This is a genomic window from Nonomuraea sp. NPDC049695 (assembly GCF_040674955.1).
GTDB classification, from domain to species: domain Bacteria; phylum Actinomycetota; class Actinomycetes; order Streptosporangiales; family Streptosporangiaceae; genus Nonomuraea; species Nonomuraea helvata.
Genome location: NZ_JBFANV010000153.1, coordinates 1 through 15,865, shown reverse-complemented (window position 1 = coordinate 15,865; position 15,865 = coordinate 1). Strand labels below are relative to the sequence as shown.

Below are 15,865 nucleotides of genomic sequence, written 5' to 3'. Positions count from 1 at the left end.
CGGCACCGTCAGCAGGTAGCCGTGCAGGAATAAGCCTGCTTGCGCACCGCGGATGCCCTGACGGCCAAGCAGCGCGGTGAGCTCGCCATGCTGGGCATGCAGATCAACGACGGCCCGAGCGCGTGGGAGCGCTACTACGCCGCCGCAGCGGCCTTCCACCACGAGCACGGCCACCTCAAGGTCCCCGTCGCCTACGTCACCCCCAACGGCATCCGGCTGGGCACGTGGATCAGGTTCATGCGGGCCACCCGAGACAGCCTCCCCGAGCGGAAGCGGCAGCGCCTGGACGCGCTGAACATGATCTGGAAACCGCGCCAGGAGGCCGCCAAAGCGCGCCAGGCCGACTGGGAAGCAGCCGTGGCCGCCGCCACCGCGTACGTCCAGGATCACGGTCATCTCCGCCCGCTGACCCGCTACGTCACCAGCGACGGCTACCCGCTCGGCAGGCGGCTCAGCCGTTGGCGTTCGTCGCCCCTGTCCCATCCCCTCACGGCTGCGCAGCGTGCCGTGCTCGATGCGCTGGACCCCGACTGGGCCCAGCCATCCCAGTCCTCTCCCTTGACCCGCCCAGTGCCAGAAATGGCCCACCACCCAAGGAGGTCATCATGACCGCACGGAAGACAACGCCGAACGTCCGGACATCCGCCCCGACCAGCGCTCCCGACGGGGAGGCGACCGAGACCAGCCAATCGATCCAGCGGATGCGCAGCGCCTTCGCCGACCAGCTCTGCCAGCACGGAATCGTCCGCACCCCCGCAGTGGAGGGCGCGCTACGCACCGTCCCCCGCCACCTGTTCGTGCCCGGCGCGCCGCTGGAGCAGGCCTACGCGACCACGCCCGCGCACGCTGCATCCGGCTCCGCCGCAACCAGCTTCATCACGGCTGAACCAGCCCTCACCGCGCTCCTGCTCGAACAGGCGCAGGTACAGCCCGGCATGCGGGTGCTGAACATCGGCGCCACCACCGGCTACCCCGCTGCCCTGCTCGCCCACCTGGTCGGCGAGCACGGCCACGTGACGACCGTGAACACCGACGCCGACCTCGTCCGCACCGCCATCGCCAGCCTGGCCGAGACCGGCTTCAGCACCATCCGCGTCGTCAGCAGCCAGGCGGCCGTCGGCTACCCCGACGGCGCCCCGTACGACCGGCTGATCACCTCCGACGCCACCTGGGACGTGCCATCGGCCTGGCTGCCGCAGATCGCGCCAAACGGCCGCCTGGTCGTACCGCTGCGCCTGCGCGGCAGCATGTACCGCGTCATCGCCTTCGAGCGCACCAACGACCACTGGACCGCGCAATACTCCGACACGGCCCCGTTCATCCCGCCGCAGGACCGGATCACCGACGACCCCCTCCGCCTGACAGCGCTGAACGCGACCTGCACGGTCGCCCTCGACCTCCACCAAGACCAGAAGGTCGACGAGGCCGACCTCCACGGTGTCCTGGATCGCAAGCGCAGCGAAGTGTGGACGGGCGTGCGCATCCCCAGGGACGCCAAAAGCATCGAACTCCTCCACCTGTACCTCGCGTGCGCCATGGAGACGAGCCTGTCACGCATGACGGCCACCACGGACGCGATCACCACCGCGACGATCACCCCACCGTTCGAGTGGGGCGCCATGGCCGTCCCCAGCGCCAGCGACCTCGCCTACATCACCCTGCGACCCACCGACACCACCACCGCTGCCAGCGAAGTGATGTACGACATCGGCGTCATCGGGCACGGCCAGGGCGGCTTCAGCCTGGCCGGCTGCGTAGCCGATGCAATCTGCCTGTGGGCGCGGGAGTACCGCGAGAGGCCCGTGCGGATCGATCTGCAACGCTCCGACGCCTGTCAGCAGGTCGAGGGCCAGTTCGTCTTCGACCGGCCGAACAGCCGACTGGTGATCGACTGGGAGTGATCCCGCGCGTCCGGCAAGAAGCAGCCGAGGAGACGGCACAGGCGAAGCATCACGCGCAGAGCAAAGCTCGTGCTCCGCTGGCCAGCCGCCAGCGGAGCACGAGCCCGCCCAGAGTCGGCAAGACGATCGGCCGCACCACGAAACCTCCAAGATCCCGCACCTAAGGAGCACGAATGGACCTCATCTGGCTCGTCACACTCGATCAAAACTCCCCGTGGTGGCCCAACATCGAGCCGGATCCTCGGCATCGGCCCAGGTCAGAGCAATCGACCTCGACGACGCTCCGCCGCCCTCTGGTCCGCATCACGAACGCGGTCACGGCGCTCCTGGCCCGGCGTTCCAGCCGGGGCGAGTCCACCGCCAGCCAGGCGCGCTTACAGAGCCGCTCCGCCAGCCGTCCTGAACGTCTCACGCCCAGTCTGCGCGCGTTAGGCGGCTTGTTCCAGCAGATCATGACGCGGCCAGGGCCGCCCGGAACTCGCGCACCTTCTGCTGGTCCGGCCAGCGCCGATGCAGCAGATCAGCCAGCGGCTTCAACTCCAGAACGACGTGCTTAGAGCCCGATCGGTGCGCCTCGGTGAGGCCGGCCAGACCGGCGAGCGCTGCGGCATCAGGTGCTTGACCGGCGGCGTGTGCGACGCCGAGGCGGGCCAGATGAACGGCACGGTCGCGGTAGTTGGTGGTGGGCAATCCGGTGAGCTGGGCCTGCAAGATAGTGACCGCTCGCTCGTGCTCACCCGCCGACAGGTAGCAGGTGGCGCGCTGGAGATCCCCGAAACCGGGACCGTAGAAGCGCAGGTAAGGCGGATCGTCGGCGCTGCGTGGGATGGCCAGAAACTCATCGGCAGCATCCAGCGCCGCGGCATCGATCGTGCCGGCAGCGGCTTGGGCGCGTGCCTCGTAAAGCCGGGCGACAGCCTGCAAAGCAGGAGGGACGGTCCACTCGCTATGCCGCACGGTCTGGACGATGTCGAGAACGCGAGAGAAGTCGCGATGATCAAGCGCAAGGGAAGCCGTACGCAGCATCATGTACGTGGCCATGCTGGTGTCTCCGGCCTCCATCGCCCACGCGCTGGCCTTGCCGGCCCAGTGGCGGCAGGCATCGGTGTCGGCGATCTCACGATGCAGCCACGACAAATGCTCAGCGATCTCGGCCTGAACCGTGCGCAGGTCACGGCGGTCCTGGCCGCCGACGGCGTCGCGGCGATCGGCGATGTCGCGCAAGGTCTCCACGAGCGAGGCGATGTGAGCGCCGGGCGTGAGCAGGTGGTGGCCGGCCTGATGGCCGGCCAGGGTCCGCCGGAAGAACGCCGCGGTGCCCGGCTCGGCGGATGCTGGGGAGGAAACGGCGCCCGGCAGCAGCGCCGCCAACCCGCCCCCTGCGAGCAGCGAGCTGAACGCACGGCGGGACATGGTCACGGTGATGGTCCCTTCGCCAAGGATGGAACGCACGGCGACAGGCTCGCTGCCGTCGTCACTTTCAGGGTAGTCCGGCTGCCCATCCCGTTGAAGGGCGGACACGATGTGGCCGATCACGTCGTGAGAGACGATCAGCGCAGGCGGGCCCGAGGCGTCACGCGGCCCATACAGCAGGTCATCGACGCGGCACCCGAACAGGATCGCCAGGCGGCCCAGGTCCTGCAAGGACGGCGGCCGCGCGGAACCGGACGCCGGCGCTCCCGGGCCGCGCCACCTCTCCCAGTAGGAGACCTGCTTGAATGTCTTCGGTGTCTCTTCCGGCCAGCGCTCGTTGTAACGGTCGGCGATCTGCGTCTGGCTGAGCGCGAACGCGTGCCGGTAGGCCACCAGAGGTGGCGTCCCCCAGCGATCCATGATCGTGCGGACGATGGTGGGCGTGGTCGAGCCGGTACGGCGCATCGTCGTGACCAGCTCCCTGATCATCTTACGCGCCTCAGCGCCCATCTGCGGCACCTCCCGGATCGCGGGCGAGGCTCGTTCCTCACAGTAGTCCGCCCCGCCGGGCGCGGTCCTCCCCTCGTAGCGGGGAGTGGCGAAACTCGGGGCTCTCCCCGCGAGCCGGGGTCGACCCGCCAATACCCACCATGTTCAGTGAAGACCAGAGCACCGACAGCCATTGACTTAGGTGCGAGCAGCCGAGAGGTGGTGGTCATGCGCCTGTCCTCACCCGGCGGCGCCTCGTGCGCCGTCAGCGGCTTACATGCGATACGCCGCCGGCCCGCACTGCCAGGGAAGCCCTTGAGTGCCGAACAGGGCGTCCAACGCTGCGGCCTGGTCCTCGGGAAGAAGGCACCTGCCCCGTTCGGCTCTGCCCAGCCAGGCCCGATCGTAACGGACGAGCTCCGCGAGCTGACGCTGCGTCAGGCAGGCGCACCCGGGCGAGCCCGCTATCCGACGGACCTTACGAAGCATGTAGCACGTACTTCATTCTTCCGAATGCGTATTCGATCACCCAGGTGTAGCCCGACGACTGGAGAACGCATGTCCAACCCGGCTGCCGTTGCCCCGAGCGAAGACACCTTGATCGTCGCTGAAGTCTTCGGCCCGACCTTTCAAGGCGAAGGACCAAGCCTCGGTACCCGGGCGGCCTTCTTGCGCCTATCTCGCTGTAACCTCACCTGTAGCGACCGGATGCCCTGCGACACCCCCTACACCTGGGACAGCAGCCGGTACGACCTGCGCAGGGAGTCGTCCCGCCGCACCGTCACCGAAGTGGGTGAGGAGTTGCTGCGCCTGGACACCGAGTTGGTGGTCGTCACCGGGGGAGAGCCGCTGATCCAGCAGAGGCAGCTTGTCCCGCTGGTGCACCACCTGATCGACGCCGGTCGCCGGGTGGAGTTCGAGACCAACGGCACCTTCGCGCCGCTGCCGGAGCTGCTCCTCGACGGTGTCCGCTTCAACGTCTCTCCGAAGCTGTCCAACGCCGGTATGCCCGAGAGCATGCGCATCGTCCCCCACGCGCTGACGGTGTTGGCGGAAAGCGGCCAGGCCGCCTTCAAATTCGTCGCGGTCGAGAAACCGGACCTGGACGAGATCGGCAATCTCGTCCACGTCTATGGGCTGGCCCCGGTGTACGTGATGCCGGAGGGCACCACACCCGAGGCCGTGATCTCCCGGGCCCGCGCGCTTGCCGACGACGTCCTGGCCCGCGGCTGGTCCATGACGACCCGTCTCCACATCCTGCTGTGGGGCGACGAACGAAACCGCTGACCGCGCATCGCCTTCTTCCCGTCCCCCGCATGTGGCCCGGCCCGGTCTTCTCCACCCGCAGCCCGCGCCAATCCACAGCCCCAGGTCACCCGCACAGGGAGAGCTCATGGACTTCAGCTCGGTACCGCTCCCGACCGGCACGCACACCATCGGCAAGACCTTCACCTTCGAGGCCGGACACCGGCTCCCCAGCCTCCCTGCCGAGCACCAGTGCTCCCGGCAGCACGGGCACAGCTACGAGGTCGAAGTCATCCTCACCGCACAAACTCTCTCAGGTCCCGGCTTCGTCACCGACTTCGGCGACCTCGCACCGTTCAAGACGTTCCTGGACGCCGAGTTCGACCACCGCAACCTGCACGAGATCATGCCGTCCGAGGCGACCTCGGAGCACCTGGCACAGTTCCTGGCCGGCTGGTTCATCGAAAACGTCCAGCCTGGCATCCCGGGCCGGCTCCTCGCTGTCCGGGTTCGGGAGACCCGGCGCAGCTGGGCGCGCTTCGACGTGGATCCGCGATGACCGCCAGCACCCCCTTTCCCCCAAGAGGCAAGGAGCAGATTGTGACCGCTGCCAGCCCCGGCGCGCCTGTGCGCCAGCGCATCTTCGACCATGAACGCATCTGGCGCCTGGACGCCGAGACTTTCGCCGCCGGAGCCCACCTGCTCGCCGATCACGAGCGGCCGCATCAACCCGACGCGGTCGTGGCCATCGCCCGCGGCGGTATCCCCCTCGGCCGGGCCCTGGCCCGTTCACTGAACGTCCCTCTCGCCACGATCACGCTTCGGCACAACCACGACGACGCTCCGCTCGTCCAGGCGACCGGCCACGTCGATGTGGTCGATGCCGCCGCCCTGGCCGACATCGGGCCCGGACGCCGCATCCTGGTCGCCGATGACATCTGCGGCACGGGCGCCACGTTCGTCACCGTCGCCGCCCTGCTGCGCACCAGACTCGCACCGATGTCCGTGCGGACCGTGGTGCTGTGCCGCAACGCCGCCAGCCTCGACAGCGACGATGCCCCCGACAGCGGCGGCTACCTGTGGGACACCCGCGACTGGGTGATCTTCCCGTGGAACGAGCCGCCCGACCAGCCCACCACTCCTCTTACCCTGCCCGACCACGTCCGGGCATGGAGGTGACGAGCGCCATGCTCCAGCCCGCTCCTGCCACCGTGGCCTTCTGCCTGCTCAGCTACCGCCCCGACCACCCCTCCGGGATCGAACGAAGCATCGCCGCGCTCATCGAAGGTCTTCGCCAGCTCGGCCACACGCCGCTCATCCTGGCCGCCGGCCCCGCCCAGGACGGCGACGACGCCGAACCCGGCCTGATCCGGCTGGAGTCCGTGCGCCTGCCGCGCCCGGCCATCAACAAGGACGTGCTCGACGCCCTCGCCAACCCGGCCGCCGTACGCGCCGAGGTGCAGGAGGTGCTGCAGCGCCACCACGTCGACGCCGCATGCTGGGGCGACACCCTGTGGGGGCTCGGCTACCTCGGCGCCGCCCCGCCCGGAACGCGCACCGCGCTGATGGTGCACAAGATCCGTCCGGCCGGCGAGGAACGCTGGCTGCAGGCGCTCAAGGCCGCCGACGTCGTCTGCCCGGCCAGCGACTACCTGCTCGAGGAAGCCATCGCGGCCGGCAGAGACACCAGCAACTGGCACGTCGTGCTCAACGCCCTGCTGATGCCGCCCGCGCCGCCTCCCATCGGCGAACGCCAGCGCCTGCGCAGCCAGGGCCCCATTCGCATCGTCTCCCGGGCCGAACCCGAAAAGGGCCTGCCTCAGCTGCTCGAGGCCATGCCCGCCACGTGGTCCCGGCCGGTGGAGCTCGTCCTGGCCGAGGCCGACTTCGAGTTCTGGCCCGGCATGCAGACCGAGGTGATGGACGCCTGCCGCCAGGCCGCCGCACGCCGGCCGGACGTGATCACGCTGCTGCCCGCTCTGGGCTGGCGGCAGGTTCCCGCCTTCCTCGGGCAAGCAGCCGCCACGATCATCTCCAGCATCGAACCGGAGACGTTCTGCTTCACCGCCGCCGAAGCACTGTCGGCCGGCACTCCGGTGATCACCCACGACATCGGCAACGTGCCCCTGCTGGCCGGTCCCGCCGGCCGGTGCGTCCCGCTGGAGCAGGGAGCGGCCGCCCTGTGGGAGGCAACGGCGAACCTGCTCGACGACGACGACGCCTACCTCCAGGCCAGCCAAGCCGCCTGCGACCGCATCACCCGCTACACGGCCAAGGCCTCCGCCCGCGCGCTGCTGGACGCCGTCCTGCCCGATCTTCACCGACGCTGACACCACGGCGGCACCCGCCCTGTTCCCGCCGTACTCCTCCAGCACCCTCGCCCCGTCGTGCGGGCACCGCGCACGGCCCCGTCGCCCTTCCACGGACAAGAGGAGGTATTGATGATCGGACTCTCCGCCGGAGACCGCGTCCTGGTCGTGGCCGCCCACCCCGACGACGAAAGCGTCGGCCTGGGCGGCACCATCGCCACCTGGACCGGCAGCGGCATCACCGTGGACGTTCTGGCCATCGCCTGCGTCACCATGCCCATGTACGGGGGCGTCTCCGACGCCGCCCTGCGCAGCAGCGAGTTCGAGGCCGCCTGCGACGCCCTCGGTGTCGCCCGCCGGCACATCGCCTGGACCGACACCGATCAGGCCCGCCACCCTGGCGCCTTCCTGCCCGATCTGATCACCGTCATCGAATCCGGGCCCGGCCCTTCCCTGCACAACTCCCAACCGGACGTGCTGGTGCTGCCAGCTGACGGCGCCCACCATCAAGACCACCAGGCCGTGCACCGGGCCGCGATGGCCGCCGCCCGGCCAGGAGACCGCGCTCACCGCGCGATCCCCCGAGCGGTTCTCGGCTATGACGGCCCTGAGGACCGCGCCTGGCAGGCGTCCGGCCCCCGGCCGCTGCTGGTCAATACCAGCGCGGCCTGGCCGCGCAAGGAGAAGGCCCTGCTGAGTCACGCCAGCCAGCTTCGCGAGGCCCCGCACCCGCGCAGCATCGCCAAGATCCGCGCGCTGGACGAGGCATGCGGCGCCGGATGCGGCACCGCCACCGCCGAGCGGCTGGCCATCTACCGGATCGAGGCATGATGCCCCATCCCACCCCCGTGCCGGCTGCACCCCGTGGCCTGGGCATGGCCGCGCTCCGCACCGACGTCCTGATCGCCCACCAGCCCGCCTACCTGCCCTGGCCCGGCTACCTGGCCAGGCTCCTCGACGTCGACCAGCTCGTGCTTCTCGACGACGTGCAATTCACCAAAGGCGGCTGGCAGAACCGCAACTACGTACGCGGCCCCCACGGCGGCGCGCAGCTGCTGACCGTCCCGGTCCAGCACCGCTTCGGCCAGATGATCAACGTGGTGGCGATCGCCGACCAGCGATGGCGAGCCCGGCACTGGCGCGCGCTGACGCAAAGCTACGGCCACGCCCCGCACTGGCCCGAGTGGCAGCCCCGCCTGCAGGCCATCTACCAGCGAGCATGGCACCGGCTCGCCGACCTGAACGAGGCGCTGCTGCAGCTGCTGCTCGACGGCTTCGACATCCCGGTCACGCTCGTGCGATCCAGCAGCCTGCCGCACACCGGAAGCCGCACCGCCCGCCTCATCAGCCTGTGCCGGCTGACCGGCCGAACCACTCTGAGGATCGGAACCGGCGCCCTGAGCTACCTCGACGCCGCGGCGCTGAAAACCGCCGGCATCGCCGTCGAGGTGGCCACCTACCACCTCGACGACGACGGCAACGCTGGCGCATCGCCTCGGCAGGGCATCGACGCACGCACCGGCGAACCGGTACCCCTTTCGGCACTGGACCTGCTGCTCCACCACGGCCCCCAGGCGCGCCACCTCCTGGCCGCCGCAGCACACCTTGACCGCTGGACCACGAGCGGAACGATCTCATGACCTCCAACGGCCACAAGCCCTCCACCAGCCTCCTGCCGCCTACCCTCCCGGCGCGCCCACCCCTGGACACGGCGGCCATCGAGGCCCACACCCGCCAGCTGCTCATCCTCCTGGGCGAGGACCCCGACCGGGACGGCCTGCGCGACACCCCGCGCCGCGTCGCCGCCTGGTGGCACGAGTTCCTCAACTACGACGCCGGCCGCACCGACAGCCTGTTCGACCACCAGTCGCACGGCGAGGAATACGTCATCGTCCGCGGCCTGACCACCTGGTCCCTGTGCGAGCACCACCTTCTGCCGTTCCGCATCACCGCGGCCATCGCCGTCATCCCCGACGGCCACATCCTGGGCCTGTCGAAATACGGCCGGATCGTGCATCAGCACGCCCACCGGCTCCAGCTCCAAGAGCAGCTCACCGCCCAGGTCGCCCACGCCGTCGCCGAGGCCTGCCACACCGGCGACGTCGGCGTCTGGATGACCGGCGAACACCTGTGCATGAGCATGCGCGGCGTACGGGCCGACGGCGCCCGCACCGACACCGAGTGCCTGCTGGGCCGCCTGCGCACCGACCCAGCCCTCGCCGACCGCGTAACGGCCGCCGTCCACCGAGGGAGCACCGCATGAGCGCCGCCGCCCTCCCGTGGGCCAGCCTCGAAGGCATCAACGGCATCGGGAAGACCCACCTGGCCCGCCAAGTCGCCGCCCGGATCGGACCCGCCTGCCACAGCCTGGTCGAGCTTCCCGACACCCCGCAGGCGAGCCTGCCCGGGCGCGTCATCGCCGCGCTGCGCGCCGACGGCGACCTGTTCCTGCGCACCGGCGCCCCTCGCACCGAAACGCTGCTGCTGGCCGCCCTGCACGTCCACCGGTACGAGCACCTGGTCGCCGCGCCCGGTGCGCAGCTGATCCTGGAAGACCGCGGCCCGCTCACCGTCGCCCTGTACCAGGCAGCAATCCTCCTCCCCGGCGGCGACGACGACCACGTCCTGGATCTGGCCAACGACATCTTGGCCACCATCGCGGCCTGGCGGCCGCCGCCCACCCTGACCGTGCTCCTGCGCGATGACCCCGCCCGCTGCCTGCATCGCTTCGAGCAACGCCTCGGCCGACCGGCACACCCCAGCGAGAAGACGCTGATGAGCCACGTCAACCGGCTCTACGACCACTACGCCAGCCGCCACCCCGAGCGGCTGACGCTGATCGACCGCCGCCACGGCGGCGAACACGCCGTCATCGAGGCGATCACCGCTGCCTGCCGCAACCTCATCGCCTCCCACGAGATGAGACCCTCATGACACTACTTCCGCCTGCCACGCCCCTTCTTCCCCTGAACCACAGGGAGATCACTCTGCTGTGGGCGCTGCGCAGCCGCTGCGATCTGGGATGCCGGTACTGCTATTTCGGCACCATCGAAGCCGACCGGCTCCTGCCGGTCACCGAAATCGGCAAACTCTCCCACCTGTCCCGCAACGACCTGCCGACCGACCAGATCCTCGCCTTCGCCTCCACCCTGCGCGGCACGGCGGTGCGCCGCGTGTTCCTCGCCGGCGGCGAACCGCTGAACTGGCGGCCCATCACCGACCTCATCGCCGTCTTGAAGGACGCTGGCCTCGAGGTGGTGGTGTGCACCAACGGCATCCCGCTCAACCGGCCCACCATCCGTCAGGCGCTGATCGACCTGCGCGTCGACGCCGTGTCGGTGTCGCTCGATTCTGCCGACCCCGTCTACAACGACACCTGGCGGCCCGCTCTCAACCGCCGCGACGGCTGGCACAGCGTCGTCGACGGCGTCCGCGCCCTGCTGACCGCCCGGAGCGATCCGGCGCTGCCGCGCGTCGGCCTGTACAGCGTCATCACCCGCCTCAATCTCCCCGACATCACCGCGGTGCCCGCACTGGCCGCCGAACTCGGCTGCGACTACGCCGTCCCGCAACCCATCTCCCTGGCATCCGACCACACCCTGCACGACGAACTGGCCCTCACCCCCGGCCACGCCGCCGAACTCGCCGAGCGGTTCGCCGCCCTCTACGCGGCGGACCTGCCGCTGCAGCTGCCCGAGCGTTCCTACCCGGACCAGGTAGGCGCCGCGGTCCGCGCGCCCACCAGCGTCGTCCGCGGCTGCTTCGGCGGACGCACCCTGTTCTTCATCGAACCGGACGGCACCTTGTGGGACTGCCCCTCCTCGCTCAAGATCGCCGCCACCCCCGCCGCCCGTCGGCGCAGCATCGCCAGCGCCGACGGCGCCGCCCTGTTCGCGCCCCCGACCGGCTGTGCGTCCGACTGCGCCCTGTTCTCCGCCGACTGCGTCAACATGTGGCCGCTGATGAACTTCACCCACGACACCCCCACCCCGGCAGTCGTTCCCGCGCCGGCGGCCCTGCCATGATCCCCCCGCCGCCTCCGCCCCCGGCCGCCCACATCTTCCAGCCCGTCCTGGACCGCATGCCCGCCCCCGCTCACGCCCCCGAAGCGGTCGCCCTGGAGAGCGCCCTGGCGGCTGCGCACGACGTCGGCCACGCCATCGCCGTCTCCTCCGGCACCGCCGCTCTGCACACCGCGCTCGTCGCCTGCGGCGTCACCGCGGGCGATGAGGTGCTGCTGCCGGCCGCCACGGTGATGATGGTCGTCGCGGCCGTCCAAGCCGCCCATGCCCGGCCGGTGTTCGTCGAGAGCGGAGCCCTCGGCAGCATGGACGTGACCGACCTGTCCGCCAAGATCGGACCTCGCACGGCGGCGATCATCGCCGTGCACCTGGCCGGCCACTGCACCGGCCTGAGCGACGTGTCCGATGTCGCCGCCCGGCACCGGATCCCGCTCATCGAGGACGCCTGCCAGGCGCAAGGCAGCCGCCACCGCGGCCGCCTGGCGGGCACGTTCGGCGACGTCGGCTGCTTCAGCCTCAAGGACGGCAAGATCGTGGCCGCCGGCGAGGGCGGCTACCTGCTCACCGATAGCGCCCCCATCGCCGAACGCGCCGCCGCCTACCGTACGCACTGGGCGCTGCCCGCCGCCGGCATACCGGCGTTCACCCGCCTGGGCCGCAATTACCGGCTTCCGGAGCTGTCGGCCGTCCTGGCCCGCCACAACCTGGCCGGACTGGAGGCGGCGCTCGCCCGCCGCCGCGCCCAAGCCGCGCTGCTGGCCGACCTGGTCGGCGACGTGCCCGGCCTGTGCCGGATCGTCCCGGCCGACGGCGACGAACCCAACGGCTACAGCGCCGTCTGGGAGATCACGTTGCCCGAACCCCGGGCATTCGCCGCTCGCCTGCACCAAGCTGGGGTGCCGAACAGCGTCGGCACCTTCGGGCTACGCGCCGCCTCAGCTCACCCGGCCTGCCAGGAGATGAACCCGGCCGCGTGTCCCGCCGCGGAGCATGCCGTCGACCGCCTGCTGGCCGTGCTGCTGCTGTCGGTTGACACCGAACAGGACCTGCGCGAACGCGCCGAGATCATCCAGCGAGAGGCGACCACATGGAATCCACTGGGCGGCCATCCAGCGCGTCCTCACCCGACGGCCAGCTCCTTTTCGACCCCGACGTCGTCCGGCACACCTTCGTCGTGATCGACTTCGAGGCTCTGACCCCGGCCGGGCGGCCCGCCGTCCCGGTGGAGGTGGCCGCGCTCGCGCTCACCGTCAAGAACGGCGATCTGGCGGAGCTGTGGCGCTTCGAGGCGCTGATGGCGCCGCCGCCCGGCGTGCCCGTCACCGCCTTCGACACCCGCCAGACCGGGCTCACCCGCGACCGGCTGGCCGCCGCCGATCAGCCGGAGGAGGTGATGGCCCGGCTGGATGCGCACCTGGACACGCCGCCGTACCGGCTCGTCGCTCAGCACGCGCCCACCGAAGCCGGGCTGATCGCCCACCTGCGGCCCCATTGCCCCGTGCTGGCCGCGACCTCTCTGCTGGACACCGTACGGCTGGCGCGCGCCCTCTACCCGGAGCTGTCCTCGCACAACCTCGACACGCTGCTGCGTTTTGTGAACATCCCGCGGCCGATCGACCGGCATCGCGCCATGCCCGACGTGGAAGCGACCGCGCGCCTGTTTCGCCGTCTGCTGGCCGACGGTCAGCAGGCCGGGTGGCGCACGCTGCACCATCTGGAGGCCATTGCCGGGCTCGCGCCCAAGAAGCTGCCCGCACCGGCAGGAGACCAGGAGGAGCTGTTTTGACCTCCCCAGCTCACCGCCCGCGCGCCGGCCCCGCCCGGCACCGCCGCACTCACGCCGGCAGCGATACCTGCCCGGCGTCGATCAGCTCCATCAGCTGCTTGGCCTGCAGGCGGGAGTCGTCGGCAATGCCGGGCTCCTCGGCGAGCTCCGCCGCGGTGAACCACCGCACCTGGTGGTCCGGCTGCCGCACCGCATCGCCGACGGCCCACGCGAAGAACACGTGGTCGACGTGCACATGCTTGTCCGGCGTGTGGTTGTCCGCACCGGCCCGCATCTCGATGATCCACCACGGCGCCGCAACGGCCTCATGCGGGAACCCGGCAGGTAGGTCCAGCGCTGGCCCCGGCAGCAGCCGCGCGATGTACCCGGTCTCCTCCAGGACTTCCCGCACGCCCGCCTCGGCCGGATGCTCGTTGGCCTCCACGTGCCCGCCCGGCGGCAGCCACTCCTCCCAGCGCGGATGGAAGACCAGCGCCACCTGTACCGCCTGGTCAGCCGCCCGGCGCAGCAGAAACACTGAAGCCGTCGACTCCTTGATCATCGCGTCTCCTCCTTCGCGCGGCACACCACCCCCCGAACGTGGGCGCGCACGCTCGCCGCCGAAACCAGCAGCTTGGCACAGCCGTCACTTCCTCCGCTGAGCAACCCTGAAACCCGCGCGCCACACCTCTGCACGCCCTAGCGGCCATCCGGCGGCACAACCTCCTCGCGTCGGACCGGAGCCACACGCGAAAGGAACCCCTGGACCGTGGACGAAGTCTGGAATGGCATTCGAACGCTCGACTACGAGCACACTCGCCCCACCGCCACACCCCTGGAATGGGAGCTGTACACCACGTCGGTGATCTCCTGGCCGCTCGTCCTAATGGACGAATCCACCCCGTACGGCACGCTGCGCCGTCCCGGCATCGTCGATGTCCCCGACGTCCTCCATCGGCGGCTCGTCGCCGCCTGGCACGCCCGCCTGACTGAGACCCGCTACGTCGGCCGGCTCATCACCTCCACCGCGGACGCCCGCGCCCGCACCGGCGACGCCCTCACCGGCCTCGAATGTGCGCTGCGGCACGGCGACCAGGCCGCCGCCGGGGCCGCCATCGCGGCCGCCACCCGCGGCCTGCTCACCGTCATGTCCACGCACATCGTGAACTGGCTGCTGCCCGAGACCGCCTGGCAGGCCACCCTCACCGGGCTGCTCGGCAATCACGCCGAAGCGGCGGCGTGCCTGTCCGCTCTGATGACGCCGTCCGCGCCCGGCCGCCTCCTGCGAGCGCACCTCACCACCGCAACCACGGCCGACACCAGCAGTGGCGCCGCCCAGGCCAGCGATCACGCTCTGTGCCTCGCCGACGCCTGGACCATGGCGCTCCAGCTCGCCGCCGCAGGCGACGACGACGCCACGGACCGCGTCCGTACCCTGACCGCGCTCACGCGCTGGGCGGCCGACAGCGAGGAACGCCGCGCCGAACTGCGCGACCGCTACCTGGCCGCCATCCCACGCTGGCGCCTGCTGACTGGCACGCTCATCGATGACGCGCAGCTCACGACCGCCCACCTGATGGAAGAGACCGGAGCCTGCCTGTGAACGCCACACCCGCGCTCATCGCGTTGCCCGACGCCACCGACACCGCCGCCTGCGGCGCCAAGGCCGCCACGCTGGCGCGGCTGACCCGCGCAGGCCTGCCCGTCCCTGACGGCATCGTCGTACCCGCCGGCTGGCCCACCGACCGGCTCGCCGCGCTCATCCCCGACCTTCTCCAGTGGGCCGAAACCCGCGGCGCCCCCGCCCTGATCGCCCGCTCCTCCACGCCGGCCGAAGACGGCACCAGCGCCTCCTTCGCCGGCATGTACGCCTCCGCGTTCACCCCCGCCACCCCCGACCTGCTTCTCGCCGCGTTGCAGCAGGTCCGCTCCTCCGTGTACGCGCCCGACATCCCCGCCTATGCCCGGCGGGCAGGCGTCGGGGCCTCCACGACAATCGCCATCCTCATCCAGCCCGCACTACGCCCCCACGCCGCCGGCGTGGCCGCCCTTGAAGGTCTTCCCGCCCAGCCTGCCGGTCGCGTCGAAGCGGTCTGGGGGCTGGCCGAGCCGCTGGCCAGCGGCCGCCGCACCGGTGAAATCCACGTCCTGAGCGGCGGCGGCAGCACCCTCGTCATCCCCGGCGATCAACCAGAGATCATGCTTCCCTGCACTGCGGCCGACCTGGTCCTGCCGCCGGGGGAGTGGACCACCATCGACCCGCCCGACGCGGCGCCTACCCCCGCCAAGATCCACCTGTCGGAACGCAACCTGCTGCGCCTCTACACGCCCGCCAACTGGTCGGCCCCCATCCTGGCAGCCGACCACATCCAGCGCGTGACGGCCTTGGCCATCGCCGCAGCAGGACACCTTCACCTCGACCGCATCGACATCGAGTGGGCGCTCCTGCCCGACGGGCAGCTCCACCTTCTGCAGGCACGGCCGCTCACCGCGCCCCTGCCCCCCACTCCCCAGGCTTTGACACAAGCCCGCTCCGGAATCCGGCAAGGCATCCCGGCCGTGGCCGGCACAGGCACCGGCCCGGCCGTCCACCTGGCCGGCTCCGCTTTGCCGCACCTGTCCAGCGACGACATCCGCGCCAGCGTCATCATCTGTGACACGCTCGGCCCCGAAGCAGTCCACGTCCTGTGCCATCGGCCAGCGGCTCTCATCGCCGCCCAC

General features: G+C 70.8%; 18 protein-coding genes. 15 read left to right on the top strand and 3 right to left on the bottom strand.

Annotation, left to right across the window (positions count from 1 at the left end; all coding sequences use genetic code 11):
* Positions 1 to 39: 39 nt before the first annotated feature.
* Together AB0J64_RS54875 and fxlM are read left to right on the top strand one after the other, a co-directional pair.
* Positions 40 to 609, top strand: a complete 570-nt coding sequence (locus tag AB0J64_RS54875; RefSeq protein ID WP_364046155.1) for a helicase associated domain-containing protein — start codon at positions 40 to 42, stop codon at positions 607 to 609.
* On the top strand, positions 606 to 1,901 hold the full coding sequence (gene fxlM / locus AB0J64_RS54870; RefSeq protein WP_364046153.1) for a methyltransferase, FxLD system: 1,296 nt from the start codon (positions 606 to 608) through the stop codon (positions 1,899 to 1,901). The genes AB0J64_RS54875 and fxlM overlap by 4 nt, the downstream gene beginning before the upstream one ends.
* A 450-nt stretch (positions 1,902 to 2,351) precedes the next feature.
* Here the strand turns inward: fxlM and AB0J64_RS54865 are convergent, their stop codons facing one another.
* Both AB0J64_RS54865 and AB0J64_RS54860 read right to left on the bottom strand, forming a co-directional pair.
* Positions 2,352 to 3,803, bottom strand: a complete 1,452-nt coding sequence (locus AB0J64_RS54865) for a hypothetical protein (RefSeq protein WP_364046151.1) — start codon at positions 3,801 to 3,803, stop codon at positions 2,352 to 2,354.
* Positions 3,804 to 4,076: 273 nt separating this feature from the next.
* Positions 4,077 to 4,292 carry a helix-turn-helix transcriptional regulator gene (locus AB0J64_RS54860; protein ID WP_364046149.1) on the bottom strand — a complete coding sequence of 72 codons (216 nt, stop codon included), beginning with the start codon at positions 4,290 to 4,292 and terminating at the stop codon, positions 4,077 to 4,079.
* A gap of 219 nt (positions 4,293 to 4,511) precedes the next feature.
* On the opposite strand from AB0J64_RS54860, the gene AB0J64_RS54855 reads away from it, so the two are divergent.
* From AB0J64_RS54855 to AB0J64_RS54805, 11 genes are all read left to right on the top strand, one after another.
* Positions 4,512 to 5,090 carry a 7-carboxy-7-deazaguanine synthase QueE gene (locus tag AB0J64_RS54855; RefSeq protein ID WP_364046147.1) on the top strand — a complete coding sequence of 193 codons (579 nt, stop codon included), beginning with the start codon at positions 4,512 to 4,514 and terminating at the stop codon, positions 5,088 to 5,090.
* Between the two features lie 106 nt (positions 5,091 to 5,196).
* The gene (locus AB0J64_RS54850) at positions 5,197 to 5,607 is read left to right on the top strand and encodes a 6-carboxytetrahydropterin synthase (RefSeq protein ID WP_364046145.1); all 411 of its coding nucleotides are present in this window, start codon (positions 5,197 to 5,199) and stop codon (positions 5,605 to 5,607) included.
* A 41-nt stretch (positions 5,608 to 5,648) separates the two neighbouring features.
* Positions 5,649 to 6,227 carry a phosphoribosyltransferase family protein gene (locus tag AB0J64_RS54845; protein WP_364046143.1) on the top strand — a complete coding sequence of 193 codons (579 nt, stop codon included), beginning with the start codon at positions 5,649 to 5,651 and terminating at the stop codon, positions 6,225 to 6,227.
* On the top strand, positions 6,218 to 7,378 hold the full coding sequence (locus tag AB0J64_RS54840; RefSeq protein ID WP_364046141.1) for a glycosyltransferase family 4 protein: 1,161 nt from the start codon (positions 6,218 to 6,220) through the stop codon (positions 7,376 to 7,378). Before AB0J64_RS54845 ends, AB0J64_RS54840 begins: the two co-directional genes overlap by 10 nt.
* Before the next feature lie 111 nt (positions 7,379 to 7,489).
* Positions 7,490 to 8,188 (top strand): PIG-L deacetylase family protein, encoded by a 699-nt coding sequence (locus tag AB0J64_RS54835; protein ID WP_364046139.1) that lies wholly within the window; start codon positions 7,490 to 7,492, stop codon positions 8,186 to 8,188.
* Positions 8,189 to 8,205: 17 nt separating this feature from the next.
* Positions 8,206 to 8,997 (top strand): WbqC family protein, encoded by a 792-nt coding sequence (locus tag AB0J64_RS54830; RefSeq protein WP_364046137.1) that lies wholly within the window; start codon positions 8,206 to 8,208, stop codon positions 8,995 to 8,997.
* Entirely contained in the window at positions 8,994 to 9,620 is a 627-nt protein-coding gene (gene folE / locus AB0J64_RS54825) for a GTP cyclohydrolase I (protein ID WP_364046135.1), read from the top strand. The genes AB0J64_RS54830 and folE overlap by 4 nt, the downstream gene beginning before the upstream one ends.
* Positions 9,617 to 10,291, top strand: coding sequence for a thymidylate kinase (locus tag AB0J64_RS54820; protein WP_364046133.1), 675 nt, complete (start codon positions 9,617 to 9,619; stop codon positions 10,289 to 10,291). Before folE ends, AB0J64_RS54820 begins: the two co-directional genes overlap by 4 nt.
* Positions 10,288 to 11,382 carry a radical SAM protein gene (locus tag AB0J64_RS54815; RefSeq protein ID WP_364046131.1) on the top strand — a complete coding sequence of 365 codons (1,095 nt, stop codon included), beginning with the start codon at positions 10,288 to 10,290 and terminating at the stop codon, positions 11,380 to 11,382. Before AB0J64_RS54820 ends, AB0J64_RS54815 begins: the two co-directional genes overlap by 4 nt.
* A complete protein-coding gene (locus tag AB0J64_RS54810) occupies positions 11,379 to 12,557 on the top strand; it encodes an aminotransferase class I/II-fold pyridoxal phosphate-dependent enzyme (RefSeq protein ID WP_364046129.1) in 1,179 nt (392 codons plus the stop codon). Before AB0J64_RS54815 ends, AB0J64_RS54810 begins: the two co-directional genes overlap by 4 nt.
* On the top strand, positions 12,554 to 13,165 hold the full coding sequence (locus AB0J64_RS54805) for a 3'-5' exonuclease (protein ID WP_364046127.1): 612 nt from the start codon (positions 12,554 to 12,556) through the stop codon (positions 13,163 to 13,165). Before AB0J64_RS54810 ends, AB0J64_RS54805 begins: the two co-directional genes overlap by 4 nt.
* A 49-nt stretch (positions 13,166 to 13,214) precedes the next feature.
* Here the strand turns inward: AB0J64_RS54805 and AB0J64_RS54800 are convergent, their stop codons facing one another.
* Positions 13,215 to 13,706 (bottom strand): NUDIX domain-containing protein, encoded by a 492-nt coding sequence (locus AB0J64_RS54800; protein WP_364046125.1) that lies wholly within the window; start codon positions 13,704 to 13,706, stop codon positions 13,215 to 13,217.
* A gap of 207 nt (positions 13,707 to 13,913) precedes the next feature.
* Here AB0J64_RS54800 and AB0J64_RS54795 point away from each other — a divergent pair, with 207 nt between their 5' ends.
* Both AB0J64_RS54795 and AB0J64_RS54790 read left to right on the top strand, forming a co-directional pair.
* Positions 13,914 to 14,747, top strand: a complete 834-nt coding sequence (locus tag AB0J64_RS54795) for a hypothetical protein (RefSeq protein WP_364046123.1) — start codon at positions 13,914 to 13,916, stop codon at positions 14,745 to 14,747.
* Positions 14,744 to 15,865, top strand: a 1,122-nt coding sequence (locus AB0J64_RS54790) for a PEP/pyruvate-binding domain-containing protein (protein ID WP_364046121.1), incomplete at its 3' end; no start/stop codon positions are given. The genes AB0J64_RS54795 and AB0J64_RS54790, both read left to right, overlap by 4 nt.

Excerpts from the sequence above, each read along its gene's own strand:
- AB0J64_RS54810 (WP_364046129.1), top strand. The coding sequence starts at position 11,379 with ATGATCCCCCCGCCGCCTCCGCCCCCGGCCGCCCACATCTTCCAGCCC.
- AB0J64_RS54800 (WP_364046125.1), bottom strand. The coding sequence starts at position 13,706 with ATGATCAAGGAGTCGACGGCTTCAGTGTTTCTGCTGCGCCGGGCGGCT.
- AB0J64_RS54865 (WP_364046151.1), bottom strand. The coding sequence starts at position 3,803 with ATGATCAGGGAGCTGGTCACGACGATGCGCCGTACCGGCTCGACCACG.
- AB0J64_RS54840 (WP_364046141.1), top strand. The coding sequence starts at position 6,218 with ATGGAGGTGACGAGCGCCATGCTCCAGCCCGCTCCTGCCACCGTGGCC.
- AB0J64_RS54860 (WP_364046149.1), bottom strand. The coding sequence starts at position 4,292 with ATGCTTCGTAAGGTCCGTCGGATAGCGGGCTCGCCCGGGTGCGCCTGC.
- AB0J64_RS54835 (WP_364046139.1), top strand. The coding sequence starts at position 7,490 with ATGATCGGACTCTCCGCCGGAGACCGCGTCCTGGTCGTGGCCGCCCAC.
- AB0J64_RS54850 (WP_364046145.1), top strand. The coding sequence starts at position 5,197 with ATGGACTTCAGCTCGGTACCGCTCCCGACCGGCACGCACACCATCGGC.
- AB0J64_RS54855 (WP_364046147.1), top strand. The coding sequence starts at position 4,512 with ATGCCCTGCGACACCCCCTACACCTGGGACAGCAGCCGGTACGACCTG.
- AB0J64_RS54820 (WP_364046133.1), top strand. The coding sequence starts at position 9,617 with ATGAGCGCCGCCGCCCTCCCGTGGGCCAGCCTCGAAGGCATCAACGGC.
- folE (WP_364046135.1), top strand. The coding sequence starts at position 8,994 with ATGACCTCCAACGGCCACAAGCCCTCCACCAGCCTCCTGCCGCCTACC.
- fxlM (WP_364046153.1), top strand. The coding sequence starts at position 606 with ATGACCGCACGGAAGACAACGCCGAACGTCCGGACATCCGCCCCGACC.
- AB0J64_RS54815 (WP_364046131.1), top strand. The coding sequence starts at position 10,288 with ATGACACTACTTCCGCCTGCCACGCCCCTTCTTCCCCTGAACCACAGG.